Source organism: Citrobacter sp. RHBSTW-00671, assembly GCF_014103415.1.
GTDB lineage: Bacteria > Pseudomonadota > Gammaproteobacteria > Enterobacterales > Enterobacteriaceae > Citrobacter.
The window spans coordinates 4,694,020-4,720,463 of record NZ_JABXPR010000001.1 but is presented as its reverse complement, the minus strand read 5'-3'; the positions used below and the strand labels follow the sequence as shown (position 1 = coordinate 4,720,463).

Annotated in this window: 26 protein-coding genes and 1 other annotated feature; of the genes, 18 read left to right on the top strand and 8 right to left on the bottom strand. The window is 52.5% G+C overall.

The window, feature by feature from the left end; translation table 11 throughout:
• The first annotated feature begins 102 nt into the window (after positions 1–102).
• Together sltY and trpR are read left to right on the top strand one after the other, a co-directional pair.
• On the top strand, positions 103–2,040 hold the full coding sequence (gene sltY / locus HV261_RS22590; protein ID WP_202039570.1) for a murein transglycosylase: 1,938 nt from the start codon (positions 103–105) through the stop codon (positions 2,038–2,040).
• Between the two features lie 90 nt (positions 2,041–2,130).
• On the top strand, positions 2,131–2,457 hold the full coding sequence (gene trpR, locus HV261_RS22585; protein ID WP_202039569.1) for a trp operon repressor: 327 nt from the start codon (positions 2,131–2,133) through the stop codon (positions 2,455–2,457).
• Between the two features lie 55 nt (positions 2,458–2,512).
• Here trpR and yjjX read toward each other — a convergent pair whose 3' ends face one another.
• Positions 2,513–3,028: an inosine/xanthosine triphosphatase gene (gene yjjX / locus HV261_RS22580; RefSeq protein ID WP_202039568.1), complete on the bottom strand. Its 516-nt coding sequence runs from the start codon at positions 3,026–3,028 to the stop codon at positions 2,513–2,515.
• 71 nt (positions 3,029–3,099) lie between these two features.
• Between yjjX and gpmB the strand changes: the two genes are divergently transcribed.
• Entirely contained in the window at positions 3,100–3,747 is a 648-nt protein-coding gene (gene gpmB / locus HV261_RS22575; protein WP_202039567.1) for a 2,3-diphosphoglycerate-dependent phosphoglycerate mutase GpmB, read from the top strand.
• On the opposite strand, the gene robA is transcribed toward gpmB, so the two are convergent.
• The gene (gene robA, locus HV261_RS22570) at positions 3,744–4,613 is read right to left on the bottom strand and encodes an MDR efflux pump AcrAB transcriptional activator RobA (protein ID WP_137383794.1); all 870 of its coding nucleotides are present in this window, start codon (positions 4,611–4,613) and stop codon (positions 3,744–3,746) included. The two genes, gpmB and robA, sit on opposite strands and share 4 nt — an antisense overlap.
• Before the next feature lie 211 nt (positions 4,614–4,824).
• On the opposite strand from robA, the gene creA reads away from it, so the two are divergent.
• The 4 genes from creA to creD are packed head-to-tail and all read left to right on the top strand — an operon-like array spanning position 4,825 to position 8,828.
• Complete coding sequence (creA, locus tag HV261_RS22565) at positions 4,825–5,298, top strand: protein CreA (protein WP_137383793.1); 474 nt, start codon at positions 4,825–4,827, stop codon at positions 5,296–5,298.
• A 12-nt stretch (positions 5,299–5,310) separates the two neighbouring features.
• Positions 5,311–6,000, top strand: a complete 690-nt coding sequence (creB, locus tag HV261_RS22560) for a two-component system response regulator CreB (RefSeq protein WP_202039566.1) — start codon at positions 5,311–5,313, stop codon at positions 5,998–6,000.
• A complete protein-coding gene (gene creC, locus HV261_RS22555) occupies positions 6,000–7,424 on the top strand; it encodes a two-component system sensor histidine kinase CreC (RefSeq protein WP_202039565.1) in 1,425 nt (474 codons plus the stop codon). The genes creB and creC overlap by 1 nt, the downstream gene beginning before the upstream one ends.
• Positions 7,425–7,481: 57 nt before the next feature.
• Positions 7,482–8,828: a cell envelope integrity protein CreD gene (creD, locus tag HV261_RS22550; protein ID WP_202039564.1), complete on the top strand. Its 1,347-nt coding sequence runs from the start codon at positions 7,482–7,484 to the stop codon at positions 8,826–8,828.
• A 60-nt stretch (positions 8,829–8,888) separates the two neighbouring features.
• Here creD and arcA read toward each other — a convergent pair whose 3' ends face one another.
• Positions 8,889–9,605 (bottom strand): two-component system response regulator ArcA, encoded by a 717-nt coding sequence (arcA, locus tag HV261_RS22545; protein WP_001194359.1) that lies wholly within the window; start codon positions 9,603–9,605, stop codon positions 8,889–8,891.
• Between the two features lie 95 nt (positions 9,606–9,700).
• On the opposite strand from arcA, the gene yjjY reads away from it, so the two are divergent.
• From yjjY to HV261_RS22510, 7 genes are all read left to right on the top strand, one after another.
• Positions 9,701–9,841, top strand: coding sequence for a YjjY family protein (gene yjjY / locus HV261_RS22540; RefSeq protein WP_001541509.1), 141 nt, complete (start codon positions 9,701–9,703; stop codon positions 9,839–9,841).
• A gap of 399 nt (positions 9,842–10,240) precedes the next feature.
• Positions 10,241–10,927, top strand: a complete 687-nt coding sequence (locus HV261_RS22535; RefSeq protein ID WP_202039563.1) for a tRNA/rRNA methyltransferase — start codon at positions 10,241–10,243, stop codon at positions 10,925–10,927.
• A 206-nt stretch (positions 10,928–11,133) separates the two neighbouring features.
• Positions 11,134–11,260 (top strand) — a sequence feature (Thr leader region).
• Complete coding sequence (gene thrL, locus HV261_RS22530; RefSeq protein WP_032337689.1) at positions 11,139–11,204, top strand: thr operon leader peptide; 66 nt, start codon at positions 11,139–11,141, stop codon at positions 11,202–11,204. Its footprint overlaps the feature before it by 66 nt.
• 23 nt (positions 11,261–11,283) lie before the next feature.
• Positions 11,284–13,746, top strand: coding sequence for a bifunctional aspartate kinase/homoserine dehydrogenase I (gene thrA, locus HV261_RS22525; protein WP_202039562.1), 2,463 nt, complete (start codon positions 11,284–11,286; stop codon positions 13,744–13,746).
• Between the two features lies 1 nt (position 13,747).
• The gene (gene thrB, locus HV261_RS22520; RefSeq protein ID WP_202039561.1) at positions 13,748–14,677 is read left to right on the top strand and encodes a homoserine kinase; all 930 of its coding nucleotides are present in this window, start codon (positions 13,748–13,750) and stop codon (positions 14,675–14,677) included.
• 3 nt (positions 14,678–14,680) lie between these two features.
• Positions 14,681–15,967, top strand: coding sequence for a threonine synthase (gene thrC, locus HV261_RS22515; protein WP_202039560.1), 1,287 nt, complete (start codon positions 14,681–14,683; stop codon positions 15,965–15,967).
• A gap of 267 nt (positions 15,968–16,234) precedes the next feature.
• The gene (locus tag HV261_RS22510) at positions 16,235–16,552 is read left to right on the top strand and encodes a DUF2502 domain-containing protein (RefSeq protein WP_202039559.1); all 318 of its coding nucleotides are present in this window, start codon (positions 16,235–16,237) and stop codon (positions 16,550–16,552) included.
• 46 nt (positions 16,553–16,598) lie between these two features.
• Here the strand turns inward: HV261_RS22510 and yaaA are convergent, their stop codons facing one another.
• Both yaaA and HV261_RS22500 read right to left on the bottom strand, forming a co-directional pair.
• On the bottom strand, positions 16,599–17,372 hold the full coding sequence (gene yaaA, locus HV261_RS22505; protein WP_202039558.1) for a peroxide stress protein YaaA: 774 nt from the start codon (positions 17,370–17,372) through the stop codon (positions 16,599–16,601).
• 77 nt (positions 17,373–17,449) lie between these two features.
• Complete coding sequence (locus tag HV261_RS22500; RefSeq protein WP_202039557.1) at positions 17,450–18,880, bottom strand: alanine/glycine:cation symporter family protein; 1,431 nt, start codon at positions 18,878–18,880, stop codon at positions 17,450–17,452.
• 274 nt (positions 18,881–19,154) lie between these two features.
• Here HV261_RS22500 and tal point away from each other — a divergent pair, with 274 nt between their 5' ends.
• From tal to HV261_RS22485, 3 genes are all read left to right on the top strand, one after another.
• Entirely contained in the window at positions 19,155–20,108 is a 954-nt protein-coding gene (tal, locus tag HV261_RS22495; protein ID WP_202039556.1) for a transaldolase, read from the top strand.
• A 110-nt stretch (positions 20,109–20,218) separates the two neighbouring features.
• Complete coding sequence (gene mog / locus HV261_RS22490) at positions 20,219–20,806, top strand: molybdopterin adenylyltransferase (RefSeq protein WP_137383781.1); 588 nt, start codon at positions 20,219–20,221, stop codon at positions 20,804–20,806.
• Between the two features lie 124 nt (positions 20,807–20,930).
• Positions 20,931–22,238, top strand: coding sequence for an MFS transporter (locus HV261_RS22485; protein WP_202039555.1), 1,308 nt, complete (start codon positions 20,931–20,933; stop codon positions 22,236–22,238).
• 33 nt (positions 22,239–22,271) lie between these two features.
• Here the strand turns inward: HV261_RS22485 and satP are convergent, their stop codons facing one another.
• From satP to HV261_RS22470, 3 genes are all read right to left on the bottom strand, one after another.
• Complete coding sequence (satP, locus tag HV261_RS22480) at positions 22,272–22,838, bottom strand: acetate uptake transporter (protein ID WP_137383779.1); 567 nt, start codon at positions 22,836–22,838, stop codon at positions 22,272–22,274.
• 149 nt (positions 22,839–22,987) lie between these two features.
• The gene (gene msyB, locus HV261_RS22475; protein ID WP_137383778.1) at positions 22,988–23,701 is read right to left on the bottom strand and encodes an acidic protein MsyB; all 714 of its coding nucleotides are present in this window, start codon (positions 23,699–23,701) and stop codon (positions 22,988–22,990) included.
• Between the two features lie 26 nt (positions 23,702–23,727).
• Entirely contained in the window at positions 23,728–24,132 is a 405-nt protein-coding gene (locus HV261_RS22470) for a DUF2541 family protein (RefSeq protein ID WP_137383777.1), read from the bottom strand.
• A 383-nt stretch (positions 24,133–24,515) separates the two neighbouring features.
• Here HV261_RS22470 and dnaK point away from each other — a divergent pair, with 383 nt between their 5' ends.
• Positions 24,516–26,438 (top strand): molecular chaperone DnaK, encoded by a 1,923-nt coding sequence (gene dnaK, locus HV261_RS22465; protein ID WP_003829739.1) that lies wholly within the window; start codon positions 24,516–24,518, stop codon positions 26,436–26,438.
• Positions 26,439–26,444 lie beyond the last annotated feature (6 nt).

Below are 26,444 nucleotides of genomic sequence, written 5' to 3'. Positions count from 1 at the left end.
AAAAAAGTGTCCGTAACGTGGCGCATTCTGCAATGTCTGGTTAGCATGAATGAATTAAGCGGCACGATGCTGCACAGACGTAAATGACAAGAGGAAGAGCTTGTGGACAAAGCCAAACAATTTACCTGGCGCCTGCTGGCGGCCAGCGTATGTCTGCTGACGGTCAGTCAAGTGGCGCGAGCCGATTCCCTGGATGAGCAGCGCAATCGCTATGCGCAAATTAAGCAGGCCTGGGATAACCGACAAATGGACGTCGTAGAGCAGATGATGCCCGGTCTGAAGAACTATCCTCTGTATCCCTATCTGGAATATCGCCAGATCACTGACGATCTGATGAATCAGCCGACGATTACCGTCACCAATTTTGTGCGCGCCAACCCGACGCTGCCTCCAGCGCGTACGCTGCAATCGCGTTTCGTGAATGAACTGGCGCGCCGCGAAGACTGGCGTGGGCTGCTGGCGTTCAGCCCGGATAAGCCTGGCACTACCGAGGCGCAATGTAACTACTACTATGCGAAATGGAGCACCGGACAAACCGATGAGGCCTGGCAGGGTGCAAAAGAGCTGTGGTTAACCGGCAAAAGCCAGCCGAATGCGTGTGACAAATTATTCGGCGTATGGCGCGCTTCCGGCACTCAGGACCCGCTGGCGTATCTGGAACGTATCCGTCTGGCGATGAAGGCGGGGAATACCGGACTGGTGACGGCGCTGGCCGGACAGATGCCTGCGCAATACCAGACTATCGCTTCGGCGATCATCTCGCTGGCCAACGATCAAAATTCGGTGATGACCTTTGCGCGTACCACCGGCGCGACGGATTTCACCCGACAGATGGCGGCGGTGGCCTTTGCCAGCGTGGCGCGTCAGGATGTGGAAAATGCGCGTTTGATGATCCCTTCATTGGCGCAAGCACAACAGCTTAATGACGATCAAATTCAGGAGCTGCGCGATATCGTTGCCTGGCGTCTGATGGGTAATGATGTGACCGATGAGCAGGCGAAATGGCGCGATGATGCGATTATGCGCTCCAATTCCACCTCGCTTGTGGAGCGCCGCGTGCGTATGGCGCTAGGAACCGGCGATCGTCGTGGCCTGAATACCTGGCTGGCGCGTTTGCCAATGGAAGCAAAAGAAAAAGATGAGTGGCGCTACTGGCAGGCGGATCTGCTGCTGGAGCGGGGACGCAATGATGAAGCGAAAGAGATCCTGCATCAGCTCATGCAGCAGCGCGGATTCTACCCGATGGTGGCGGCACAGCGTCTGGGCGAAGAGTACGCGCTGAAAGTGGATAAAGCCCCTGCCAACGTTGACTCTGCGTTAACGCAGGGGCCGGAAATGGCGCGTGTTCGTGAGCTGATGTACTGGAACATGGATAATACCGCGCGCAGTGAATGGGCGAATCTGGTCACCAGCCGTACCAGGTCCGAGCAGGCTCAACTGGCGCGTTACGCGTTCAACAATCACTGGTGGGATCTGAGCGTTCAGGCGACGATCGCCGGTAAGCTGTGGGATCATCTGGAAGAGCGCTTCCCGTTGGCCTATAAAGATCTTTTTACCCGTTACACCAGCGGCAAGGATATTCAGCCAAGCTATGCAATGGCGATAGCACGTCAGGAAAGCGCCTGGAACCCGAAAGTGAAATCGCCGGTCGGTGCCAGCGGGCTGATGCAGATTATGCCGGGCACGGCGACGCATACGGTGAAAATGTTCTCGATTCCCGGTTACAGCAGCCCAAGTCAGTTGTTAGATCCTGATACCAATATCAACATCGGTACCAGCTATTTGCAGTACGTGTATCAGCAATTTGGCAACAACCGTATCTTTGCGTCGGCGGCGTATAACGCAGGTCCGGGACGCGTTCGTACCTGGCTTGGCAATAGCGCAGGTCGTATTGATGCCGTGGCGTTTGTCGAAAGTATTCCGTTCTCGGAAACGCGAGGATATGTGAAGAACGTGCTGGCATACGATGCGTACTACCGTTATTTCCTCGGGGATAAACCGACGTTGATGAGCGACGCAGAATGGCAACGTCGTTACTGATCGCGTTGAGTGTGTTATGCTATCGTACTCGTTAAAGAGTACAAAAGGGGGAAGCAAGCACGCTTCCCCCCGCAACGATGGCGACACTTTATGACCCAGCAATCACCCTATTCAGCAGAGATGGCAGAACAGCGTCACCAGGAGTGGTTACGTTTTGTCGATCTGCTTAAACACGCCTATGAACAAGATTTACACCTGCCCCTGCTCAATTTGATGTTAACGCCGGATGAGCGCGAAGCGCTGGGAACGCGCGTGCGCATCATTGAAGAGTTATTGCGTGGCGAGATGAGTCAGCGCGAGCTAAAAAACGAACTCGGGGCCGGGATTGCCACCATTACGCGTGGTTCCAACAGCCTCAAGTCGGCACCCGTAGAGTTACGCCAGTGGCTGGAGCAGGTGCTGCTCGGGAAAAATTGAAGTGCCGGATGCGGCTTTGCCTTATCCGGCCTACGGGTGAACATCCGGCGCAATGCTATAAATACACCGCGTTATGAAACGGACTGAGCGCCAGGATCACCGCCTGGTGATAGACGCTCGAACGTGTCAGTTTGCCCGCGGTAAAGACGCCAATTGCGCCCTCTTTACGGCCAATCTCATCAATACCTGTATAGTCCGACATCACCGGGCCGAGCGCTTCACCCAGGCGTACCCTGTCGAGAATAACGGCCGGCAATGGCAGCGTGGCTGATCGGGCTTCGCCGCGCTGGACGCCGTTATCAATCACCACCCAACTGAAGGTGGCATCGTCGTCAATTCCCGCCTCAATAGCGACCCAGAAATCAGCTTGCGGGTGCAGGCGGCGCGCGTTATCAACGCGATTTCGTGCGCCAGTGCGCGTTTCCTGGCTTCCGAAAGGCTGTTCCGGCACGCCACTCTCGACGGCGACGGGTTCAATATGGCAGGATCCTTCCCCGAAAATCTCTTCAAATGCCCGCAGAATTGCCTGAATTTTGGCAGGATTGGTGGTCGCAGAGATAACCTTGTGCATAATTAAGCTCAGTTTGAAAATTCATCGCAGAGTCTACTCAAAGTACGACGAGTATATAACGGAAAAAAAGCATGTTACAGGTATACCTTGTTCGCCATGGCGAAACGCAGTGGAACGCCGAGCGACGTATTCAAGGCCAGTCAGACAGCCCACTGACCGCTAAAGGTGAACAGCAAGCCATGCAGGTGGGGGAACGCGCCCGCTCGTTTGGTATTACGCATGTCATCAGTAGTGATTTAGGTCGAACACGACGCACCGCAGAAATCATCGCCCAGGCCTGTGGCTGTGATATCACCTATGACTCACGACTGCGTGAACTCAATATGGGCGTGCTGGAAAAACGCCATATCGATACGCTGACCCCGGAAGAAGAGGGCTGGCGTCGTCAGTTGGTGAACGGTACGGTGGATGGTCGTATTCCGCAAGGGGAGTCGATGCAGGAACTGAGCGAACGCGTCAACGCGGCGCTGGCATCCTGCCTGGAGCTGCCACCGGGGAGTCGTCCATTGCTGGTGAGCCATGGTATTGCGCTGGGCTGCCTGGTGAGTACCATTCTGGGATTGCCGGCATGGGCTGAGCGTCGTTTGCGTCTGCGCAACTGCTCTATTTCTCGTGTCGATTACCAGGAAAGTTTATGGCTGGCACCGGGCTGGGTGGTTGAAACGGCAGGGGACATCTCGCATCTGGATGCCCCTGCGTTGGATGAGCTACAGCGTTAACGGCGGATAGGAATCAGGAATTCGCAGCGCAGATTAATAGGGCGATCTCCCGCTTTGGCATCTTCTGCCGGGTAGTATCGCTCGATATCCTGCCCTTTACGGCGAGTCAGGTTCAGCATCGGCATGCAGGTGCCGTACACCGTCAGGATAAACTCCTGCACGCCCGTCCCCAGACCCTCATAGGTAAACATCACATACTCGCCGCCCTGTAACAGGATGGGTTGCGCCGACTGCACGTATCCGTTGGCCTGCTCGGGTGTGAGCGCGGTGGTATAAAACACTTCCTGTTCGTCATCTTTCTCAATGCTGGGGCGCGTTTCGTTGAGTCCGTACAGAACCTGCGGGATCGCAGGAGCCTGAGCAAGGAAGTCGCGCCAGAACTGAATCCGCATTTCATGACGGAAATCTGAAATCTGCTCAAGCGAGCAGGAATAACTCTGCGTGGTACCCAGCAGTGGTGTATCTTCCAGCGTGACGAATTCATGCGCTGGCATGGCAAATTCCCCGAGGCGCATCGGAGGGCGAATACCAAAAGCGCTCCATTCCGGCGAGCGACGATACAGCGCTGGCGTCTGGGAAAATTGCTTTTTGAACGCACGGGTAAACGTCTGTTGAGAATCGAAGCGATACTGCAGGGCGATGTCCAGTATTGGACGCGCAGTCAGGCGTAGCGCCACTGCGGACTTCGATAAACGACGAGCGCGGATATAGGCGCCAATAGCGTGGCCCGTCACGTCCTTGAACATTCTCTGCAGATGCCACTTGGAATAGCCTGCTTTTGCCGCCACATTGTCAAGCGACAAAGGCTGATCCAGATGGCCTTCCAGCCAGATTAAGAGGTCGCGAATAATGCCAGCCTGATCCATAAAATATCCTCATCCTTTCAACAACGAGTACCTGACGTCAGGTATGAGGATAATAGCATTTTTTGCTGTTTTAGCATTCAGTGTTTTTTTTGCTCATAAGTGCTTTTTTCGCACATACGAAAGCGTGATTATTGTAATCCTGTGATCTGTATACGTTTTATCTTAGAATGTCGAATAATTACACAGAGTAACATTTAAGAATGGTAACAATATGAAATATAAGAGCTTAGTCATTTCCTCAATTCTGCTGATGATGGCGCAGGTTGCCCATGCGGAGCAGATAGGATCTGTCGATACCGTGTTCAAAATGTTTGGACCGGATCATAAAATTGTGGTCGAGGCATTTGATGATCCTGATGTCACCAATGTGACCTGCTACGTTAGCCGCGCCAAAACCGGTGGCATTAAAGGTGGGCTGGGTTTGGCTGAAGATACTTCCGACGCGGCTATCTCCTGTCAGCAAGTGGGGCCGGTGGAGCTGAGCGACAGAATTAAAAACGGCAAAGCCCAGGGCGAGGTGGTCTTTAAGAAACGGACGTCGCTGGTGTTTAAATCCTTACAGGTCGTGCGTTTTTATGATGCGAAACGCAACACGCTGGCCTATCTGGCCTATTCAGATAAGGTGGTTGATGGATCGCCCAAAAATGCTATCAGCGCGGTACCCATCATGCCGTGGCAGCGATAACAGGTAGGCAAAATGCAACAGGCGCTGATCTGGTTGGTTGAGGACGAGCAGGGGATTGCGGATACGCTTATCTACATGCTGCAGCAGGAAGGCTTTAGCGTTGAAGCCTTTGAGCGTGGATTGCCCGTGCTGGAAAAATCACGCCAAAGATGTCCGGATGCGATCATTCTGGATATCGGTCTACCCGATATCAGCGGTTTTGAACTATGCCGGCGACTACTGGAACGTCACCCGGCATTGCCAATCCTCTTTCTGACTGCGCGTAGCGATGAAGTGGATCGCCTGCTGGGGCTGGAAATTGGTGCGGATGATTATGTGGCGAAACCCTTCTCTCCGCGTGAGGTGTGCGCCCGCGTGCGTACGTTGCTGCGGCGGGTGAAAAAATTCTCCACGCCTTCACCGGCGACGCGGTGCGGTGATTTTGAACTCAATGAGCTTGCCGCACAGATTACCTGGTTTGGGATGCCGTTAAATCTGACACGCTATGAATTCTTGCTGCTGAAAACATTACTGCTGTCGCCGGGACGCGTCTACTCACGCCAACAGTTAATGGATTTAGTCTGGGCCGATGCCCAGGATACCTTTGACCGAACGGTAGACACGCACATTAAAACGCTGCGTGCCAAACTGCGGGCCGTCAACCCGGAGCTATCACCGATTAATACACATCGCGGTATGGGATACAGCCTGAGGAGCACCTGATGCGCATTGGCATGCGTTTGCTGCTGGGCTACTTTCTGATTGTCGCCGTTGCCGCCTGGTTTGTTCTGTCCATCTTTGTACAGGAGATTAAGCCCGGCGTTCGTCGTGCGACGGAAGGGACGTTGATAGATACCGCTACGCTGCTGGCCGCGCTGGCGCGTGATGATTTGCTGTCTGGCTCTCCCTCCCACGGCAGGCTGGCGCAGGCATTTTCGCAACTGCACGATCGTCCTTTTCGCGCCAATATCAGTGGCATTAACAAAGTGCGCAATGAGTATCACGTCTACATGACGGACGCGCAGGGCAAGGTGGTGTTTGATTCCGCCAACAAAGCCGTAGGCGAAGATTATTCTCGCTGGAACGACGTATGGTTAACGCTGCGTGGGCAGTATGGCGCACGAAGTACGCCACAGAACCCGGCCGATCCGGAAAGTTCGGTGATGTACGTTGCCGCGCCGATTGTTGACCGTGGACGTATTATTGGTGTGCTCAGTGTCGGCAAACCCAATGCGGCAATGGCACCGGTGATTAAACGCAGTGAGCGGCGAATACTGTGGGCCAGTGCCGTGCTACTGGGGATCGCCTTAGTGATTGGCGCAGGAATGGTATGGTGGATAAACCGGTCGATCGCGCGGCTGGCACGCTATGCTGATTCTGTCACTGAGAATCGCCCCGTTGCGCTTCCTGATCTTGGTAGCAGTGAGCTACGCAAGCTGGCGCAGGCGCTGGAAAGTATGCGTCTGAAGCTGGAGGGCAAGAATTACATTGAGCAGTACGTCTATGCGTTGACGCATGAGCTAAAAAGCCCGCTGGCGGCTATTCGCGGCGCGGCAGAAATTTTGCGCGAAGGCCCGCCGCCCGGCGTGGTCGCGCGATTTACCGATAATATTTTGACGCAGAATGCGCGCATGCAGGTGCTGGTCGAAACGCTGTTACGCCAGGCCAGACTGGAGAACCGGCAGGATATTACGTTGACGCCGGTGGTAGTAGATACGCTTTTTGCTCAGCTCAAAGAGGCGCGTAGTGTGCAACTGGCGGCAAAAAACATCACGCTTACCGTTGTACCTTCATCGCTGACGGTTGCCGCCGATGCCGCACTGCTGGAGCAGGCGTTGGGTAATCTGCTGGATAACGCCATCGATTTTACGCCGGAGAACGGGACAATTGTATTGAGCGCGTATCCGCAGGAGGACCGCGTCACAATACAGGTCAGTGATAACGGCAGCGGCATACCTGACTTTGCGTTGCCGCGTATTTTTGAGCGCTTCTATTCGCTACCCCGCGAGAATGGGCAGAAAAGCAGTGGGCTGGGGCTGGCGTTTGTCAGTGAGGTTGCGCGATTGCATCAAGGTGACGTGACGTTATGCAACCGACCAGAAGGCGGGGCGCAGGCCTCGTTTACACTTCACCGTCACTTCACATAACTTCAAATTCCCCGCACATAGCTGTTCTACCTTGCTGATATCGCAAAGGAGAACGCTATGTTTAAATCCCCCCTGTTTTGGAAAATAGTCACCTTAGGTGGCGCTATGCTGCTGCTGTTAATTCCACTGACGATGGTCAGGCAGATTATTGTTGAGCGGTCGGACTATCGTAGTGAGGTAGAAGATGCTATCCGACAGAGCACCAGCGGACCGCAAAAGGTGGTAGGCCCGCTGATTGCCGTCCCGGTGACGGAACTGTATACCGAGCTGGAAGGTGACAAACAGATCCAGCGAAAGCGCAGCTACATCCATTTCTGGTTGCCGGAATCGCTGGTCGTTGAGGGTAACCAGAACGTTGAAGCGCGTAAGATAGGTATTTATGAAGGGCAGGTCTGGCACAACGATTTATCGGTGAAGGCCGAGTTTAATGCTGAGCGCCTCAGTGAACTGAACCATCCCAATATCACCATCGGCAAACCTTTTGTGGTGGTTGGGGTGGGCGATGCGCGCGGTATTGGTGTCGTGAAGGCTTCGCAGATCAATGGAACATCGCTGGCGGTCGAACCCGGTACAGGGCTGGATGGCCGTGCTCAGGGGATCCACATTCCGCTACCGGATGCCGGCTGGGTGGAAAAAAATCTCAGTGTCGTGTTGTCGCTTAATCTGAGTGGAACCGGTGATTTTTCTGTCGTCCCGGTTGGTCGTAATAGCGAAATGACCGTGACCAGCAACTGGCCACATCCTAACTTCCTCGGTGATTTTCTTCCGGCTAAGCGTGAAGTTAGTGAGTCAGGGTTTAAGGCGCAATGGCAAAGTAGCTGGTTCGCGAATAATCTGGGAGAACGCTTCGGCGATGAGAAGATTGGCTGGCAGGGCATGCCCGCATTTAGCGTTGCCGTGGCTACGCCTGCGGATCAGTATCAACTGACAGATCGGGCGACAAAGTATGCCATTTTATTGATTACGCTAACTTTTATGTCTTTCTTTGTACTCGAAAGTATGACCAGCCTGCGTCTGCACCCGATGCAATATCTGCTGGTGGGATTATCACTGGTGATGTTCTATTTGCTGTTGTTGGCGCTGTCGGAGCATGTGGGTTTTACTGCCGCGTGGATTGTCGCCAGCCTGGTTGGCGCGCTGATGAACGGCGTGTATTTACAGGCGATACTACAGGGATGGCGTAACAGTCTGTTTTTTACCGCAGCATTGCTGGGACTGGATGGCGTGATGTGGGTACTGTTGCGTTCGCAGGACAGCGCGTTACTGTTGGGAACGGGGGTACTGTTACTGGCGCTTTGTGGGGTGATGTTCCTGACACGTCATCTTGACTGGCACGCGCTTGCACAGCCAAAGCCCAAAAAGGAGAACGCAACTGAGGACGATGAATTACGGTTGTGGAAATAGGGGCGTAGTGAAATGAAAAACGGCGCATAAAGCGCCGTTTTTATACCAGTCAGGATGATATTAATCCTGCAGGTCGCCGCAAAAACGGTAGCCTTCACCGTGAATGGTAGCGATGATTTCTGGTGTATCCGGCGTGGATTCGAAGTGTTTACGAATACGGCGGATTGTTACGTCAACGGTACGGTCATGCGGCTTCAGTTCGCGGCCGGTCATTTTTTTCAACAGTTCTGCGCGAGACTGGATCTTGCCCGGATTCTCACAGAAGTGAAGCATGGCACGGAATTCGCTACGTGGCAGTTTATACTGCTCGCCGTCAGGACCAATCAGAGAGCGGCTATTGATATCCAGCTCCCAACCATTGAACTTGTAGCTTTCGACGCTACGACGCTCTTCGCTCACTGTGCCCAGATTCATGGTACGGGACAGCAGGTTACGAGCACGGATAGTCAGTTCGCGTGGGTTAAACGGCTTGGTGATGTAATCGTCAGCGCCGATTTCGAGGCCGAGAATTTTATCGACTTCGTTATCACGGCCCGTCAGGAACATCAGTGCAACGTTAGCTTGTTCGCGGAGTTCACGCGCTAACAGAAGACCATTTTTACCTGGCAGATTGATATCCATAATCACAAGGTTGATGTCATATTCAGAGAGGATCTGATGCATTTCCGCGCCATCTGTCGCCTCGAATACATCATAGCCTTCCGCTTCGAAAATGCTTTTCAACGTGTTACGTGTTACTAACTCGTCTTCAACGATAAGAATGTGCGGGGTCTGCATGTTTGCTACCTAAATTGCCAACTAAATCGAAACAGGAAGTACAAAAGTCCCTGACCTGCCTGATGCATGTCGTAAATTAACATGATCGGCGTAATATGACTAAAGTACGTAATTGCGTTCTTGATGCACTTTCCATCAACGTCAACAACATCATTAGCTTGGTCGTGGGCACTTTCCCTCTGGACCCGACAGTGTCAAAAACGGCTGTCATCCTAACCATTTTAACAGCAACATAACAGGCTAAGACGTACCGGACACCCAATAAAACTACGCTTCGTTGACATATATCAAGTTCAATTGTAGCACGTTAACAGTTTGATGAAATCAACGTATCTAAATGATAGCTTTCATCACAAAATTGCAATATTACAACTAGTTGCACGCGCTAATTAATAAATGTAATGAATCCAATCTATGAGAACCATTCTAAATCAAATTATCATGGATAAACAGAAGGATATGCAACTTCTGTTAACATAAAAAGCAATAGTACAGGCAGGAAATAGTTTAGCATTTTTTACTGAATGTGAAATGCTTTTTCAGTGATTTCTGTTAAAAATATGTAAATTCGCGCTGCGTAATATGTTGATGCACATCACATAATTATCTGCAGACCGGTCAAGAAGAGTATCAAAATGCGTTTAACAATTATTCTGGTTGCTCCAGCCAGAGCCGAAAATATTGGCGCGGCAGCGCGTGCGATGAAAACCATGGGATTCACACAATTGCGGATCGTTGATAGCGAGGCTCATCTGGAGCCTGCGACGCGATGGGTGGCACATGGTTCAGGGGACATTATTGATAATATTAACGTTTTTTCAACGTTAGCCGATGCGTTGCACGACGTCGATTTTACCATCGCCACCACGGCTCGTAGCCGCGCGAAGTTCCATTATTACGCCACGCCGGTCGAGCTAGTTCCCCTGTTACAGGAAAAATCAACGTGGATGGATCACGCCGCGTTAGTGTTCGGTCGTGAAGATTCAGGCCTGACAAACGAAGAATTGGCGCTAGCGGATGTGCTAACCGGCGTGCCGATGGTGGCTGACTACCCTTCACTGAATTTGGGTCAGGCGGTGATGGTCTATTGCTATCAATTAGCAGGTTTAATACAACAACCGGCAAAAAACATTGAGGTGACGGATGAGCTTCAGTTGCAGGCGTTACGTGCCCGGGTTTTGCAATTATTAGCCACGCTGGACGTTGCGGATGATATCAAGCTCACGGATTGGCTACAGCAGCGGATGGGGTTGTTAGGGCAACGAGATACAGCAATGTTGCACCGTTTTTTACATGATATCGAAAAAAATATTACAAAATAAAATGTCTTCTTTGTTTTATTTTTTAGTGTTTGATTCTGACTTCAAGTGGGGTGCGCATGCTGTATTGGTTGAAAATAAAAGGGCAAGCAGTCGCTCGTGAACAAGTTTCGGAATGTGATCAATTTAAAAATTTATTGACTTAGGTCAGCAGATACTTTAACCCTAAAAGAATACAAGACAGGTCATAAATAATTACAGAGCACACAACATCATGAAACGCATCAGCATCACCATTACAACAACCATCACCATTACCACAGGTAACGGTGCGGGCTGACGCGTACAGGAAACACAAGAAAAAGCCCGCACCTAAACAGTGCGGGCTTTTTTTTCGACCAAAGGCAACGAGGTAAACCATGCGAGTGTTGAAGTTCGGCGGTACATCAGTGGCAAATGCAGAGCGCTTTCTGCGAGTTGCCGATATTCTGGAAAGCAATGCCAGGCAGGGGCAGGTCGCGACGGTTCTTTCTGCCCCCGCAAAAATTACCAACCATCTGGTGGCGATGATTGAGAAGACCATCGGTGGTCAGGACGCTTTAGCCAATATCAGTGACGCCGAACGTATTTTCTCAGAGCTTTTGGTTGGTCTCGCCGCCGCGCAGCCGGGCTTCCCGCTGACGCAGCTTAAAGCCTTCGTTGAACAAGAATTTGCCCAAATTAAACATGTCCTGCACGGTATCAGCCTGCTGGGACAGTGCCCGGACAGCATTAACGCCGCGCTTATTTGCCGTGGCGAAAAAATGTCGATCGCTATCATGGCAGGCCTGCTGGAAGCGCGCGGGCATCACGTTACCGTTATCGATCCAGTTGAGAAACTACTGGCGGTAGGCCATTACCTCGAATCTACCGTTGATATCACCGAATCTACGCGTCGCATCGCAGCCAGCCGTATTCCAGCAGATCATATGATTTTGATGGCAGGCTTTACTGCCGGGAATGAAAAAGGTGAGTTGGTGGTGTTGGGGCGCAATGGCTCTGACTACTCTGCCGCTGTGCTGGCTGCCTGTTTACGCGCGGACTGTTGTGAGATCTGGACCGATGTCGACGGCGTATATACCTGCGATCCGCGCCAGGTACCCGATGCCCGGCTGTTGAAGTCGATGTCTTATCAGGAAGCGATGGAGCTTTCTTACTTCGGCGCCAAAGTATTACACCCGCGAACCATTACCCCAATTGCCCAGTTCCAGATCCCGTGCCTGATTAAAAACACCGGCAATCCGCAAGCGCCAGGTACACTGATCGGCGCCAGCAGCGATGAGGACGATTTGCCGGTAAAAGGTATTTCTAACCTCAATAACATGGCGATGTTTAGCGTCTCCGGCCCTGGAATGAAAGGCATGGTGGGCATGGCGGCACGCGTTTTCGCCGCGATGTCGCGTGCGGGCATCTCGGTGGTGCTGATCACCCAATCCTCTTCTGAATACAGCATTAGCTTCTGCGTCCCACAGGGCGACTGTGTGCGAGCGCAGCGGGCGATGCAGGATGAGTTCTACCTCGAGCTGAAAGAAGGGCTGCTGGAGCCACTGGCGGTGACCGAACGCCTGGCGATCATCTCAGTGGTTGGTGACGGCATGCGCACGCTGCGCGGCATCTCGGCGAAATTCTTCGCCGCGCTGGCCCGCGCCAACATCAATATCGTGGCCATCGCGCAAGGCTCGTCTGAACGCTCTATTTCAGTGGTCGTCAATAACGACGACGCAACCACGGGTGTGCGTGTGACCCATCAGATGCTGTTCAATACGGACCAGGTGATCGAAGTCTTTGTCATTGGCGTTGGCGGTGTCGGCTCTGCACTGCTTGAGCAGCTCAAGCGTCAGCAAAGCTGGTTGAAGGGCAAACATATCGATCTGCGCGTGTGCGGTGTGGCGAACTCGAAGGCCTTGCTGACGAATGTTCACGGCCTGAATCTGGAAAACTGGCAATCGGAACTGGAGTGCGCGAAAGAGCCTTTCAACCTCGGTCGTTTGATCCGTCTGGTAAAAGAATACCATCTGCTTAACCCGGTGATCGTCGACTGTACGTCAAGCCAGGCGGTGGCAGACCAATATGCCGATTTCCTGCGTGAAGGTTTCCACGTGGTCACCCCGAACAAAAAAGCTAATACCTCGTCGATGGATTACTACCATCAGCTGCGTTTCGCAGCCGCGAAATCCCGGCGTAAATTCTTGTACGACACCAACGTGGGCGCAGGATTACCGGTTATTGAGAACCTGCAAAACCTGCTTAGCGCGGGTGATGAGCTACAGCGTTTCTCCGGTATCCTCTCCGGTTCGCTGTCGTTTATTTTCGGCAAACTGGATGAAGGGATGAGCTTCTCGCAGGCCACCACGCTGGCGCGGGAACTGGGTTACACCGAACCCGATCCACGTGACGATCTCTCTGGTACGGATGTGGCGCGTAAGCTCCTGATTCTGGCCCGTGAGACCGGTCGTGAGCTGGAGCTTTCTGACATTGTCATTGAGCCAGTCCTGCCAGAAGCATTTGATGATTCCGGTGATGTTTCCGCGTTTATGGCGAAATTGTCGCAACTGGACGATGAGTTTGCCGCACGCGTGGCGAAAGCCCGTGATGAGGGGAAAGTATTGCGCTATGTTGGCAATATCGAAGAAAACGGCGTCTGTCGTGTGAAGATTGATGCGGTAGATGGCAACGATCCGCTGTTCAAGGTGAAAAACGGTGAAAACGCGCTGGCGTTCTACAGCCATTACTATCAGCCATTACCGCTGGTGCTGCGCGGATATGGTGCGGGTAATGATGTCACCGCGGCAGGGGTATTTGCCGATCTTCTTCGCACCCTTTCATGGAAGTTAGGAGTCTGACATGGTGAGAGTTTATGCCCCGGCTTCCAGTGCCAATATGAGCGTCGGGTTTGATGTGCTTGGCGCGGCGGTCACCCCTGTAGATGGTTCACTGTTGGGTGACGTGGTCTCGGTTGAGGCGGCTGACCAGTTCAGCCTGAACAACCTCGGGCGCTTTGCGAATAAGCTGCCGTCAGCGCCGCGGGAAAACATCGTCTACCAGTGCTGGGAGCGTTTTTGTCAGGAACTGGGTAAAACCGTTCCAGTGGCGATGACGCTGGAAAAAAATATGCCGATTGGTTCTGGCTTAGGCTCCAGCGCCTGTTCCGTGGTGGCCGCACTGGTGGCGATGAACGAATATTGCGGTAAACCGCTCAACGATACGCGACTGTTGGCAATTATGGGCGAACTGGAAGGGCGTATTTCCGGCAGTATTCATTACGATAACGTCGCCCCGTGCTTTTTGGGCGGCATGCAGTTAATGATCGAAGAAAACGGCATTATCAGCCAGCAGGTGCCAGGCTTTGATGAGTGGCTGTGGGTACTGGCGTATCCAGGCATTAAAGTGTCGACGGCGGAAGCACGGGCGATTTTACCTGCGCAGTATCGTCGTCAGGACTGTATTGCCCACGGGCGGCATCTGGCTGGGTTTATCCACGCCTGCTATTCCCGTCAGCCGGGGCTTGCCGCGAAGCTGATGAAAGATGTTATTGCTGAGCCGTACCGTACCCGCTTGCTGCCCGGCTTTAGTCAGGCGCGTCAGGCGGTAGCGGAAATCGGCGCGCTGGCCAGCGGCATTTCCGGATCAGGGCCGACGCTGTTCGCCTTATGCGATAAGCCGGATACGGCACAGCGCGTAGCAGACTGGCTGGGTAAAAATTACCTGCAAAATCAGGAAGGCTTTGTTCATATTTGCCAGCTGGACACGGCGGGCGCACGGGTACTGGGATAATCAATGAAACTCTATAATCTGAAAGATCACAACGAACAGGTCAGCTTTGCGCAGGCCGTCACGCAAGGGCTTGGCAAGAATCAGGGATTGTTTTTTCCGCACGAACTGCCGGAATTTAATCTGACAGAAGTGGATGAGATGCTGAACCAGGACTTCGTTAGCCGCAGCGCTAAGATCCTGTCCGCATTCATTGGCACGGAGATCCCACAAGAGATCCTGGAAGAGCGCGTGCGTGCGGCGTTTGCCTTCCCGGCACCGGTCGCTCAGGTCGAAGGTGATGTCGGCTGTCTGGAGCTGTTCCATGGTCCGACACTGGCGTTTAAAGACTTTGGCGGGCGCTTTATGGCGCAAATGCTAACGCACATCAGCGGCGACAAACCGGTGACTATCCTGACCGCGACATCCGGAGACACCGGGGCGGCGGTTGCACATGCTTTTTATGGCCTGAAAAATGTGCGCGTGGTGATCCTCTACCCAAATGGCAAGATCAGCCCATTACAGGAAAAATTGTTCTGTACGCTGGGCGGCAATATTGAAACCGTTGCGATTGATGGTGATTTTGATGCCTGCCAGGCGCTGGTGAAACAGGCGTTTGATGATGAAGAGCTGAAGGCGGCTTTGGGGCTGAATTCCGCTAACTCCATCAACATCAGCCGCCTGCTGGCGCAAATCTGCTACTACTTTGAAGCCGTGGCTCAACTGCCGCAGGAAGCGCGTAACCAACTGGTTATTTCTGTTCCCAGCGGTAACTTTGGCGATCTGACCGCGGGTCTGCTGGCGAAATCACTGGGTTTACCGGTGAAGCGCTTTATTGCGGCAACTAACGTCAACGATACGGTTCCACGCTTTCTTGCCGAAGGCGAGTGGGCGCCGAAAGCGACTCAGGCAACCTTATCGAACGCCATGGACGTCAGCCAGCCAAACAACTGGCCGCGTGTGGAGGAACTGTTCCGCCGTAAAATATGGCGCCTGAATGAGCTGGGCTATGCTGCTGTGGATGATGCAACAACGCAGGACACCATGCGTGAACTGCAGAAGAAAGGTTATACCTCAGAGCCGCATGCTGCGGTGGCGTATCGTGCACTGCGTGACCAGTTGAATCCGGGCGAATATGGCCTGTTCCTTGGCACCGCACATCCGGCGAAATTTAAAGAAAGCGTTGAACAGATTCTGAATGTCACGCTGGATCTGCCAAAAGAGCTGGCTGAACGTGCAGACTTACCGCTGCTCTCTCATCATTTGCCTGCTGATTTTGCCGCGCTGCGTCAACTGATGATGACCCGCAGTTAATTGTTGTGCCCGGTGACGCTCTGCTTACCGGGCCGACGATACCTGTTATCCGGTAACAGGTAGGCGATGCTTGCTAACAATCTGAGTCGGGTTGTACCCGGCTTTTTTTATGGAGAAAATAAGGAGAAAATAGGTAGCGAAAAAGGAGAAATTCCCAATAAATGCGCTAACTTAGAGATTAGGATTGCGGAGGATAATAACGTTCATTCCCTTCACGTAATCTCCTTTTATCGACCCGATAAGGGCAATGATAAAAAGGAGTCACCAATGAAAAAATTCAAACCTGTGTTTCTTGCGCTTTCTATGATGCTGGTTGCTCCCCTTGCCGTACAGGCGGCTGAAATTACTCTGGTACCGGCGGTTAAATTACAGATTGGCGATCGTGACAGCCAGGGTAACTACTGGGATGGCGGGAACTGGCGCGATCACGGTTGGTGGGGAAAACACTATGAGTGGCGGGATCATCGCTGGCAACCTCACGGACCGCGCCCACAGCCACACAACAATCGCTATGATGATCATCATAACGATCGTCATGACGATCGCCGCGACGACCACCGTCCAGGACCGAACGGGCACCATTAAGTATGTGCTGTCGGATAAGGCGCATCCTTATCCGACATGCGTTACATTATTGCTCGTGACGCTTAAACACCAGTTCGCCATTCCCTGATGCTTCTTCATCAAAGAAATAGCCGTCGCTGTTAAACGCAGTCAGTTGCTCAGGCTTCGTCAGACGATGTTGAATAATGTAGCGACTCATCAGGCCGCGGGCTTTTTTGGCATAGAAGCTGATGACTTTGAATTTGCCGTTCTTCTCGTCAAGGAAGACGGGTTTGATCAGTTCTGCGTTCAGCTTTTTCGGCTTCACGGATTTAAAATACTCGTCTGAGGCGAGGTTAATCACCACGTTATCACCTTGTGCTTCCAGCGCTTCGTTAAGCTTATCGGTGATAGTCTCTCCCCAGAACTGATAGAGATCTTTACCTTTTGCATTGGCCAGACGAATGCCCATCTCCAGACGGTAGGGTTGCATCAAATCCAGCGGGCGCAGAACACCATACAGCCCGGACAGCATGCGTAAGTGCTGCTGAGCGAAATCGAAATCCGCTTCGCTGAAGGTTTCCGCCTGTAATCCGGTGTACACGTCACCTTTGAACGCCAGAATGGCCTGACGCGCATTGTCCGGTGTGAAGTCTGGCTGCCAATCATGGAAACGGGTCGCGTTCAGATCCGCCAGCTTATCGCTAATTCCCATCAGCTTGCCGATCTGCGGCGCAGAGAGTTGACGCGCCACGTGAATAAGCTGCTGAGAGTGATCCAGCAGTTCGGGCAACGTATGACGTGTGGTTGCCAGCGGACTTTGGTAGTCGAGCGTTTTTGCAGGTGAAATCAGAATCAGCATATCCAGTCCTTGCAGGAAATTTACTGCGACTTTAGCAAAAAAAACGACAGAATTGATCGATGGTTGTGATTGCCGCGCTATTCGCGCGGCGTCTCATCCCAGCTATCCGGCGCAAGCTGTTGTCTGATCTCAGGATAACGGCGCGGATCAAATTCCGGGCGCACACCGAGTTTGCGCTGACGCAGATAGTCGCTGGCAAGGGTATGAACAACCGGGGAGAGCAGCAGAATCGCCGTCAGGTTCGTTATCGCCATACAGGCCATGATGATGTCGGCGAGCTGCCAGACCAGCGGGAAGCTGACTACGGTGCCTGCGATCACGGTACTGACGGTAGCAATGCGCAACAGCCAGACAACCCGGATATTGTCCAGACGTAAAAAGACCAGGTTGTTTTCCGCATAAATGTAGTTAGCCACGATAGAGCTGAAGGCAAACAGAATCACAATAAATGCGACAAACCCAGCTCCCCATTCGCCGGTCAGCGAGACCATGGCCTTCTGCATCAACTGGATGCCTTCCATTGGAATATAGGTCGTGCCATTCCCCGCCAGAAGAATAATCATGGCGCTGGCCGTACAGATAATCAGCGTATCACCTAACACACCGATCATTTGCACAATGCCTTGCGCCGCGGGATGCGGTGGCCAGGAGGCAGCCGAAGCTGCTGCGTTAGGTGTTGAGCCCATTCCCGCTTCATTAGAGAACATACCGCGTTGAAAACCGCTGGCAATGGCCTGACTCAGCGTATAACCGGCTGCGCCGGCAGCAGCTTCCTGCCACCCTAAAGCACTTTTTACGATGTTGACGATGATCTCGGGGATCTGCCCGATATGCCAAAGACAGATAGTAAGGCTGCAACCGACCCACAGTAGCGCCATGATCGGCACAAACCATTGCATCAGACGAGCAACACCTTTAATACCGCCAATGATCACCAGGAATGACAGTATCGCTAAAGCGATGCCGGAAGCGAGGGGAGGGATGTCGAACGCAAATGCCAATGCGCGGGAGACAGAGTTTGCCTGCACGCTGTTAAAAATCAGGCCGTATGCGATGAGCAAAAAGAGGGCAAAGAGTACGCCCATCCAGCGCATACCCAAGCCGCGTGCCATATACCATGCTGGCCCGCCGCGGTACTGCCCCTTACTATCGCGTTCTTTATACAGTTGCGCGAGTGAGCACTCGGCAAAGGAGGTCGCCATGCCAATGATCGCTGAGACCCACATCCAGAAGACGGCCCCTGCGCCACCCGCGGCGATCGCCAGGGCAACCCCAGCGAGGTTTCCGCTGCCGATACGAGCTGCGAGACTGGTACACAATGCCTGAAACGAGGTTAAGCCACCCGGTTGCGGGCTGAGGCTGTTTTTAAGACTTTTGCCAAAATGGCGAATGTAGCGAAACTGAACAAACCCGGTACGCCAGGTGAACCAACATCCTGCGCCAAGCAGGAGGTAGATCATCACCGATCCCCAGAGTATTTCATTAATAAACGAGAAAAAATCAGGCATTAACATCCCTCTTGTTGATGCCGGTACGCGCTAATATTCCCATGTAAGCGCTACCAATTATCGAACAGTATATACCTTGTCAGGAGATTGATTGCGGGAGTTTACCATAACAATGGGTATAACCCTTAATTGCGCATCAGGGGCTTTAAGATGCGTAATCGGGAATGAGCAGTGAGTTGGACAATCCCGGCGGTTGCGCTGAGAGTGCGTCGTGCTATCATCAGGGAAGATCGGTTACATCCCCCTAACAAGCTGTTTAAAGAGAATCGCTATCATGACGGACAAATTGACCTCCCTTCGTCAGTTCACCACAGTAGTGGCCGACACCGGAGACATCGCGGCAATGAAGCTGTATCAGCCTCAGGATGCCACAACTAACCCTTCTCTCATTCTTAACGCAGCGCAGATCCCGGAATACCGCAAGCTGATCGATGACGCTGTGGCATGGGCTAAGCAGCAGAGCGACGATCGTGCTCAGCAGATCGTCGATGCGACGGACAAACTGGCGGTAAATATCGGTCTGGAGATCCTGAAACTGGTCCCGGGTCGTATCTCTACTGAAGTTGATGCTCGCCTGTCCTACGACACCGACGCGTCTATCGCGAAAGCAAAACGTCTGATCAAACTGTACAACGATGCTGGCATCAGCAACGATCGTATTCTGATCAAACTGGCTTCTACCTGGCAGGGTATCCGTGCCGCTGAGCAGCTGGAAAAAGAAGGTATCAACTGTAACCTGACTCTGCTGTTCTCCTTCGCGCAGGCGCGTGCATGTGCTGAAGCTGGCGTATACCTGATTTCTCCGTTCGTTGGCCGTATTCTTGACTGGTACAAAGCCAATACTGACAAGAAAGAGTACGCACCGGCAGAAGATCCAGGTGTGGTTTCCGTAACGGAAATCTACGAGTACTACAAACAGCACGGTTACGAAACCGTCGTCATGGGCGCAAGCTTCCGTAACATCGGCGAAATCATTGAGCTGGCGGGCTGCGATCGTCTGACCATTGCTCCGGCACTGCTGAAAGAGCTGGCGGAAAGCGAAGGCGCTCTCGAACGTAAACTGTCCTTCTCTGGCGAAGTGAAAGCGCGTCCTGCACGCATCACTGAAGCTGAGTTCCTGTGGCAGCACAACCAGGATCCGATGGCTGTAGACAAACTGGCGGACGGTATCCGTAAGTTTGCTGTAGACCAGGGTAAACTGGAAAAAATGATCGGCGATCTGCTGTAATCATTAGAGCGTGGCCCTGACAGGGGTCACGCTACCTCTTCTGAAACCTGTCTGTCCTTCCTTTCGCAGTGTATCATTCTGTTTAACGAGACTGTTTAAACGGAATAATCATGAACACTTTACGCATTGGCCTGGTTTCCATTTCCGATCGCGCCTCCAGTGGCGTTTACCAGGATAAGGGTATCCCTGCTCTTGAAGCATGGCTGGCATCGGCTCTGACTACCCCCTTTGAGCTGCAAACGCGGTTGATCCCGGATGAGCAGGCAATCATCGAGCAAACGTTATGCGAACTGGTGGATGAAATGAGCTGCCATCTGGTACTGACGACCGGTGGTACCGGTCCGGCACGTCGAGATGTGACGCCTGATGCCACGCTGGCTGTTGCCGACCGTCAAATGCCTGGGTTTGGTGAGCAAATGCGCCAAATTAGTCTGCACTTTGTGCCAACGGCTATTCTCTCCCGCCAGGTTGGGGTCATTCGCAAGCAGGCGCTGATCCTGAACCTGCCTGGGCAGCCGAAATCGATCAAAGAAACGCTGGAAGGCGTAAAAGATGCCGACGGTAAGGTTATCGTGCCGGGTATCTTTGCGAGTGTACCGTATTGTATACAGTTGCTGGATGGGCCGTATGTGGAAACTGCACCGGCTGTCGTAGCATCTTTTCGACCTAAAAGCGCAATACGCGATACAAACGCCTGAAAGTAGTCTATTCGTGATATAAATAGCAATCACGGTGGAGTATTGAATTGTTTACGATATAGTAATTTTTGCTTTACATATATCGACGAACAGATTCAATTACTCCACTGACTCATGGTTTGCTATGTCACAACACTCTCGACCGCTGAATCGCCAGGATTATAAAACCCTAACGCTTGCTGCCCTCGGTGGGGCGTTGGAGTTTTATGATTTCATTATTTTTGTCTTCTTTGCCGCCGTCGTTGGCGAACTCTTCTTCCCCGCTGACATCCCGGAATGGCTACGTCAGGTGCAAACCTTTGGCATTTTTGCGGCCGGATATCTGGCGCGTCCACTGGGTGGCATCATCATGGCGCACTTTGGCGATCTGGTCGGGCGTAAGAAAATGTTCACCCTGAGCATTTTGCTGATGGCGATACCGACGCTGGCGATTGGTCTTTTGCCTACCTACGCCTCAATGGGGATCCTCGCGCCGCTGCTGTTACTGCTGATGCGTATTTTGCAAGGTGCTGCCATTGGTGGAGAAGTACCGGGCGCGTGGGTGTTCGTGGCGGAGCACGTACCGGAGCGTCGCATCGGCATTGCCTGTGGCACGCTGACCGCCGGGCTGACGGTGGGAATTCTGTTGGGGTCGGTGGTTGCGACGCTGGTGAACACCAGCCTGACGCAGCAGGCGGTGCATGACTACGGCTGGCGTATCCCTTTCCTGCTGGGGGGCGCGTTTGGGCTGGTGGCAATGTACCTGCGCCGCTGGCTGCAGGAGACGCCTATCTTCCTTGAAATGCAGCAACGTAAAGCGCTGGCGCAGGAACTGCCGGTGAAGTCGGTCGTCAGTAAACATAAAAAAGCGGTGGTTATTTCAATGCTGCTGACCTGGCTGTTATCGGCCGGGATTGTGGTGGTGATCCTGATGTCGCCAGTCTGGTTGCAGAAGCAGTATGGCTTTGCAGCCGCGCTAACGTTACAGGCGAACAGTGTTGCCACCATTATGCTGTGTATTGGCTGTCTGCTGGCCGGATTGATTGTCGACAGGGTCGGCGCCAGCAAAACCTTCATTATCGGTAGCTTACTGTTGGCCTGTTCCAGTTGGTTCTTTTATCACCTGACCGGTAGCCACCCTGAGCATCTGTTCCTGTTGTACGGACTGGTGGGGTTGTGTGTTGGTGTGGTGGGGGCTGTTCCTTATGTCATGGTGCGGGCGTTTCCAGCAGAAGTGCGCTTTACCGGCATCTCCTTTTCCTACAACGTTTCCTATGCCATTTTTGGTGGTCTGACGCCAATCGCCGTGACGATGTTAATGAGCGTGTCGCCAATGGCTCCGGCCTGGTATGTGCTGGCGTTATCGCTGGTGGGATTAGGTCTGGGGATTTGGCTGCGACAGGATATTTTTCATCGCGATGCGAGCGCGCAGGGGGCGTTACAGCGCTTGTAAGGAATATCCCCCCGAAAGGGGGGATAACGTCGATTAGTGCGCTTCACCAATCGGCAGGATGGTACGACCAAACTGTTCGTTCAGTACTTCACCCATCGCCAGGTAAACGGCGCTTGCGCCACACACCAGGCCAACCCAACCTGCAACGTGGATAATGGCTTCATTACCGACAATGTTGCCAACGGCCAGCAGCGCGAACAGCACCGTCAGGCTCAGGAAGACAAACTGTAATGCGCGGGCGGCTTTCAACGTTCCGAAGAACATGAACAGAGTGAACACACCCCACAGACCCAGGTATACGCCCAGGAACTGACCATTTGTTGCCTCTGCCAGGCCCATTTTCGGCATGATCAGGATCGCAACCAGCGTCAGCCAGAACGAACCGTAGGAGGTAAAGGCGGTTAAACCGAAGGTATTGCCTTTTTTATATTCCAGCAGGCCGGCAAAAATTTGCGCGATACCGCCGTAGAAAATTCCCATCGCCAGAATAATAACGTCAAAGGCGAAGAAACCCGCGTTGTGCAGGTTAAGCAGAATGGTGGTCATGCCAAAGCCCATCAGGCCCAGCGGTGCCGGATTAGCCAACTTAGTGTTGCCCATAATTCCTCAAAATCATCATTGATTGAATGGTGAAATAGTTTCCCCGAATAACGATCACAGTCTTCGGGGCGCGGCATGATAATCAGGGGAGAGGGCACTGTCTATGATCTAACGAAGGGAAAATGAATTATTTTCCCCTGTGATGAGCATCACGCTTGTGAGGTGTTGATTATTCGGCGCAGACAGGCGATTTGCAGCACGGCCGGAATGGTGACCCGATAGGCACTTCCACTCACGGCTTTTACGCCGTTTAAGGCCGCCCCCACTGGGCCGCCAAGCCCTGCGCCGCGCAAGAGTCCGTGCCCGATGACGCTAACTGCAGCGTGCGTACGCAAAATTCGGGTTAACTGGCCGGAGAGCAGGTGAGACACTCCTTTTGCCAGATTGCGGTCTTTCATTAATAGCGGCAACAGTTCTTCCAGCTCAGAGACTTTTGCATCGACCGCCTGCAGAAATTCTTGCTTGTGCTCAGCATCCATTTTTTGCCAGGTGTTGCGTAAAAAATGTTCCAGTAGATACTGTTCAATTTCGAACGTAGACATCTCTTTGTCTGCTTTGAGCTTTAGCCGCTTTGAGACATCCAACAAAATCGCCCGGTATAATTTCCCGTGTCCGCGTAATTTGTTGGCAATACTGTCACCGCCGTAATGTTGAAGCTCGCCTGCGATTAATTGCCAGTTGCGGCGGTGCTGTTCCGGGTGTCCTTCCATCGATTTAAACAATTCGTTATGACTCAGAACGCTCGACAGGCGGGCTTTCCCTTTTTCGTTATGGGTGAGTAAACGGGTGATGTCGGCGAGTTGCTCCTCACTACAATGCTGGAGAAAAGCGAGATCGTCGTCATTCAAATACGTGACATTCATACTGAGTTCTACTTATGCAGAAGGGATTAGTCGTCGCCAATGATTTTCAACGTTGCCATATCAGACGAGTTTACCGACTGACCAGAGAAGGTAATTTTGGAGACACAGCGTTTGTTGTCGTTGTCGCTATTAATATTGATCCAATTGGTGGTCTGCCCCTCTTTAATGGATGAAGGGACATTCAGGCTTTGACTGGCCATGCGTGCAGCTTTGAAATAAACAGACGCACCGCTCAGGTGGATATCGCCACGGTCGGCGGTGAGCTGGATGCGTTTCACTACGCGGCAAACGGGAATTTTAAGTGTCAGATCGTTGGTTTCATTTCTGGGCATCGCAATCATACCGAGAACTTTATGATCGTTAGCGTGCGCGGCGCTGCTCAGTAGAAGACCCGCCAACAGGCTGGCGGGAAGTGTTAATGCGGCTTTCATGGTGTTTCTCTTAGGCGGGTTCAAAAATATGTTCGTTGCCGTCATCTTAACGCCGCCAGAAAAATGATTCATTCCTGTAATCTTTTCTTTTTATTACAATTTTTAGATGAATGATTGGTTTTTTGTTATTGGCTTTGTGTATACATTTTGGGTGGTGATTATTCGCAATTGTACATTTCAGCCATTTTTCCCTCATTTTATTGCCACGACGCTAAAAAAAATTTTCATGCCCCCCTTGATGACGTGGGTTACGACCCCATCTTGTAGACAACCGCAGTGGTGAGTCTGAAAAAAAACGATTCAGGGTAGTTGAAACCGCACGTTTCGCCCTTATTACAGATTCACAACCACATGATGACCGAATTTTTAGTGGAGACGTTTAGATGGGTAAAATTATTGGTATCGACCTGGGTACTACCAACTCTTGTGTAGCGATTATGGATGGCACTACTGCACGTGTGCTGGAGAACGCCGAGGGCGATCGCACCACGCCTTCTATCATTGCTTATACCCAGGATGGTGAAACTCTGGTTGGTCAGCCGGCTAAACGTCAGGCAGTGACAAACCCGCAAAACACCCTGTTTGCGATTAAACGCCTGATTGGCCGCCGCTTCCAGGACGAAGAAGTACAGCGTGATGAAGCCATCATGCCGTACAAAATCATCGGTGCTGACAACGGTGATGCATGGATTGACGTAAAAGGTCAGAAAATGGCACCGCCGCAGATTTCTGCTGAAGTGCTGAAAAAAATGAAGAAAACGGCTGAAGATTACCTGGGCGAACCGGTAACTGAAGCGGTTATCACCGTACCTGCATACTTCAACGATGCTCAGCGTCAGGCAACCAAAGACGCTGGCCGTATCGCAGGTCTGGAAGTAAAACGTATCATCAACGAACCGACCGCAGCGGCACTGGCTTACGGTCTGGATAAAGAAGTCGGCAACCGTACTATCGCGGTTTATGACCTCGGTGGTGGTACTTTCGATATCTCTATTATCGAAATCGACGAAGTTGACGGCGAAAAAACCTTCGAAGTTCTGGCAACCAACGGTGATACCCACCTGGGTGGTGAAGACTTCGACAGCCGTATGATCAACTACCTGGTTGACGAATTTAAGAAAGATCAGGGTATCGATCTGCGTAATGACCCGCTGGCGATGCAGCGTCTGAAAGAAGCCGCTGAGAAAGCGAAGATCGAACTGTCTTCCGCTCAGCAGACCGACGTGAACCTGCCGTACATCACTGCAGACGCGACCGGTCCGAAACACATGAACATCAAAGTGACCCGTGCGAAACTGGAAAGCCTGGTTGAAGACCTGGTTAACCGTTCTATCGAGCCGCTGAAAGTAGCTCTGCAGGATGCTGGTCTGTCTGTTTCCGACGTTCAGGACGTGATCCTGGTTGGTGGTCAGACGCGTATGCCGATGGTACAGAAGAAAGTTGCTGAGTTCTTCGGTAAAGAGCCGCGTAAAGACGTTAACCCGGACGAAGCTGTGGCAATCGGTGCTGCCGTTCAGGGTGGTGTATTGACCGGTGATGTAAAAGACGTGCTGCTGCTGGACGTTACCCCGCTGTCTCTGGGTATCGAAACCATGGGTGGCGTGATGACTCCACTGATCGCGAAAAACACCACTATCCCGACCAAGCACAGCCAGGTGTTCTCTACCGCTGAAGACAACCAGTCTGCGGTAACCATCCACGTGCTGCAGGGTGAACGTAAACGCGCCGCTGATAACAAAGATCTGGGTCAGTTTAACCTGGATGGTATCAGCCCGGCTCCGCGCGGTATGCCGCAGATCGAAGTGACTTTTGACATCGATGCCGACGGTATCCTGCACGTTTCCGCGAAAGACAAAAACAGCGGTAAAGAGCAGAAGATCACCATCAAGGCTTCTTCTGGTCTGAACGAAGAAGAAATTCAGAAAATGGTTCGCGAAGCAGAAGCGAACGCGGAATCTGACCGTAAGTTCGAAGAGCTGGTTCAGACCCGCAACCAGGGCGACCATCTGCTGCACAGCACGCGTAAGCAGGTTGAAGAAGCCGGCGATAAACTGCCAGCTGACGACAAAACTGCCATCGAGTCTGCACTGACCGCGCTGGAAACTTCTCTGAAAGGTGAAGACAAAGCGGATATCGAAGCGAAAATGCAGGCGCTGGCACAGGTTTCCCAGAAACTGATGGAAATCGCTCAGCAGCAGCACGCACAGCAGCAGGCTGGTGCAGCAGGCGCTGATGCTTCTGCAAACAACGCGAAAGATGACGACGTTGTCGATGCCGAGTTTGAAGAAGTGAAAGACAAAAAATAATCGCCC

Bases quoted from the DNA above. Each gene is read 5' to 3' on its own strand.
- HV261_RS22500 (WP_202039557.1), bottom strand. From the start codon at position 18,880: ATGCCTGATTTTTTCTCGTTTATTAATGAAATACTCTGGGGATCGGTG.
- satP (WP_137383779.1), bottom strand. From the start codon at position 22,838: ATGGGCAACACTAAGTTGGCTAATCCGGCACCGCTGGGCCTGATGGGC.
- arcA (WP_001194359.1), bottom strand. From the start codon at position 9,605: ATGCAGACCCCGCACATTCTTATCGTTGAAGACGAGTTAGTAACACGT.
- gpmB (WP_202039567.1), top strand. From the start codon at position 3,100: ATGTTACAGGTATACCTTGTTCGCCATGGCGAAACGCAGTGGAACGCC.
- mog (WP_137383781.1), top strand. From the start codon at position 20,219: ATGAACACTTTACGCATTGGCCTGGTTTCCATTTCCGATCGCGCCTCC.
- creC (WP_202039565.1), top strand. From the start codon at position 6,000: ATGCGCATTGGCATGCGTTTGCTGCTGGGCTACTTTCTGATTGTCGCC.
- robA (WP_137383794.1), bottom strand. From the start codon at position 4,613: ATGGATCAGGCTGGCATTATTCGCGACCTCTTAATCTGGCTGGAAGGC.
- yaaA (WP_202039558.1), bottom strand. From the start codon at position 17,372: ATGCTGATTCTGATTTCACCTGCAAAAACGCTCGACTACCAAAGTCCG.
- thrC (WP_202039560.1), top strand. From the start codon at position 14,681: ATGAAACTCTATAATCTGAAAGATCACAACGAACAGGTCAGCTTTGCG.
- yjjY (WP_001541509.1), top strand. From the start codon at position 9,701: ATGACTAAAGTACGTAATTGCGTTCTTGATGCACTTTCCATCAACGTC.
- msyB (WP_137383778.1), bottom strand. From the start codon at position 23,701: ATGAATGTCACGTATTTGAATGACGACGATCTCGCTTTTCTCCAGCAT.
- HV261_RS22535 (WP_202039563.1), top strand. From the start codon at position 10,241: ATGCGTTTAACAATTATTCTGGTTGCTCCAGCCAGAGCCGAAAATATT.
- thrB (WP_202039561.1), top strand. From the start codon at position 13,748: ATGGTGAGAGTTTATGCCCCGGCTTCCAGTGCCAATATGAGCGTCGGG.
- HV261_RS22470 (WP_137383777.1), bottom strand. From the start codon at position 24,132: ATGAAAGCCGCATTAACACTTCCCGCCAGCCTGTTGGCGGGTCTTCTA.
- trpR (WP_202039569.1), top strand. From the start codon at position 2,131: ATGACCCAGCAATCACCCTATTCAGCAGAGATGGCAGAACAGCGTCAC.
- creA (WP_137383793.1), top strand. From the start codon at position 4,825: ATGAAATATAAGAGCTTAGTCATTTCCTCAATTCTGCTGATGATGGCG.
- creB (WP_202039566.1), top strand. From the start codon at position 5,311: ATGCAACAGGCGCTGATCTGGTTGGTTGAGGACGAGCAGGGGATTGCG.
- dnaK (WP_003829739.1), top strand. From the start codon at position 24,516: ATGGGTAAAATTATTGGTATCGACCTGGGTACTACCAACTCTTGTGTA.
- yjjX (WP_202039568.1), bottom strand. From the start codon at position 3,028: ATGCACAAGGTTATCTCTGCGACCACCAATCCTGCCAAAATTCAGGCA.
- HV261_RS22485 (WP_202039555.1), top strand. From the start codon at position 20,931: ATGTCACAACACTCTCGACCGCTGAATCGCCAGGATTATAAAACCCTA.
- creD (WP_202039564.1), top strand. From the start codon at position 7,482: ATGTTTAAATCCCCCCTGTTTTGGAAAATAGTCACCTTAGGTGGCGCT.
- tal (WP_202039556.1), top strand. From the start codon at position 19,155: ATGACGGACAAATTGACCTCCCTTCGTCAGTTCACCACAGTAGTGGCC.
- HV261_RS22510 (WP_202039559.1), top strand. From the start codon at position 16,235: ATGAAAAAATTCAAACCTGTGTTTCTTGCGCTTTCTATGATGCTGGTT.
- thrA (WP_202039562.1), top strand. From the start codon at position 11,284: ATGCGAGTGTTGAAGTTCGGCGGTACATCAGTGGCAAATGCAGAGCGC.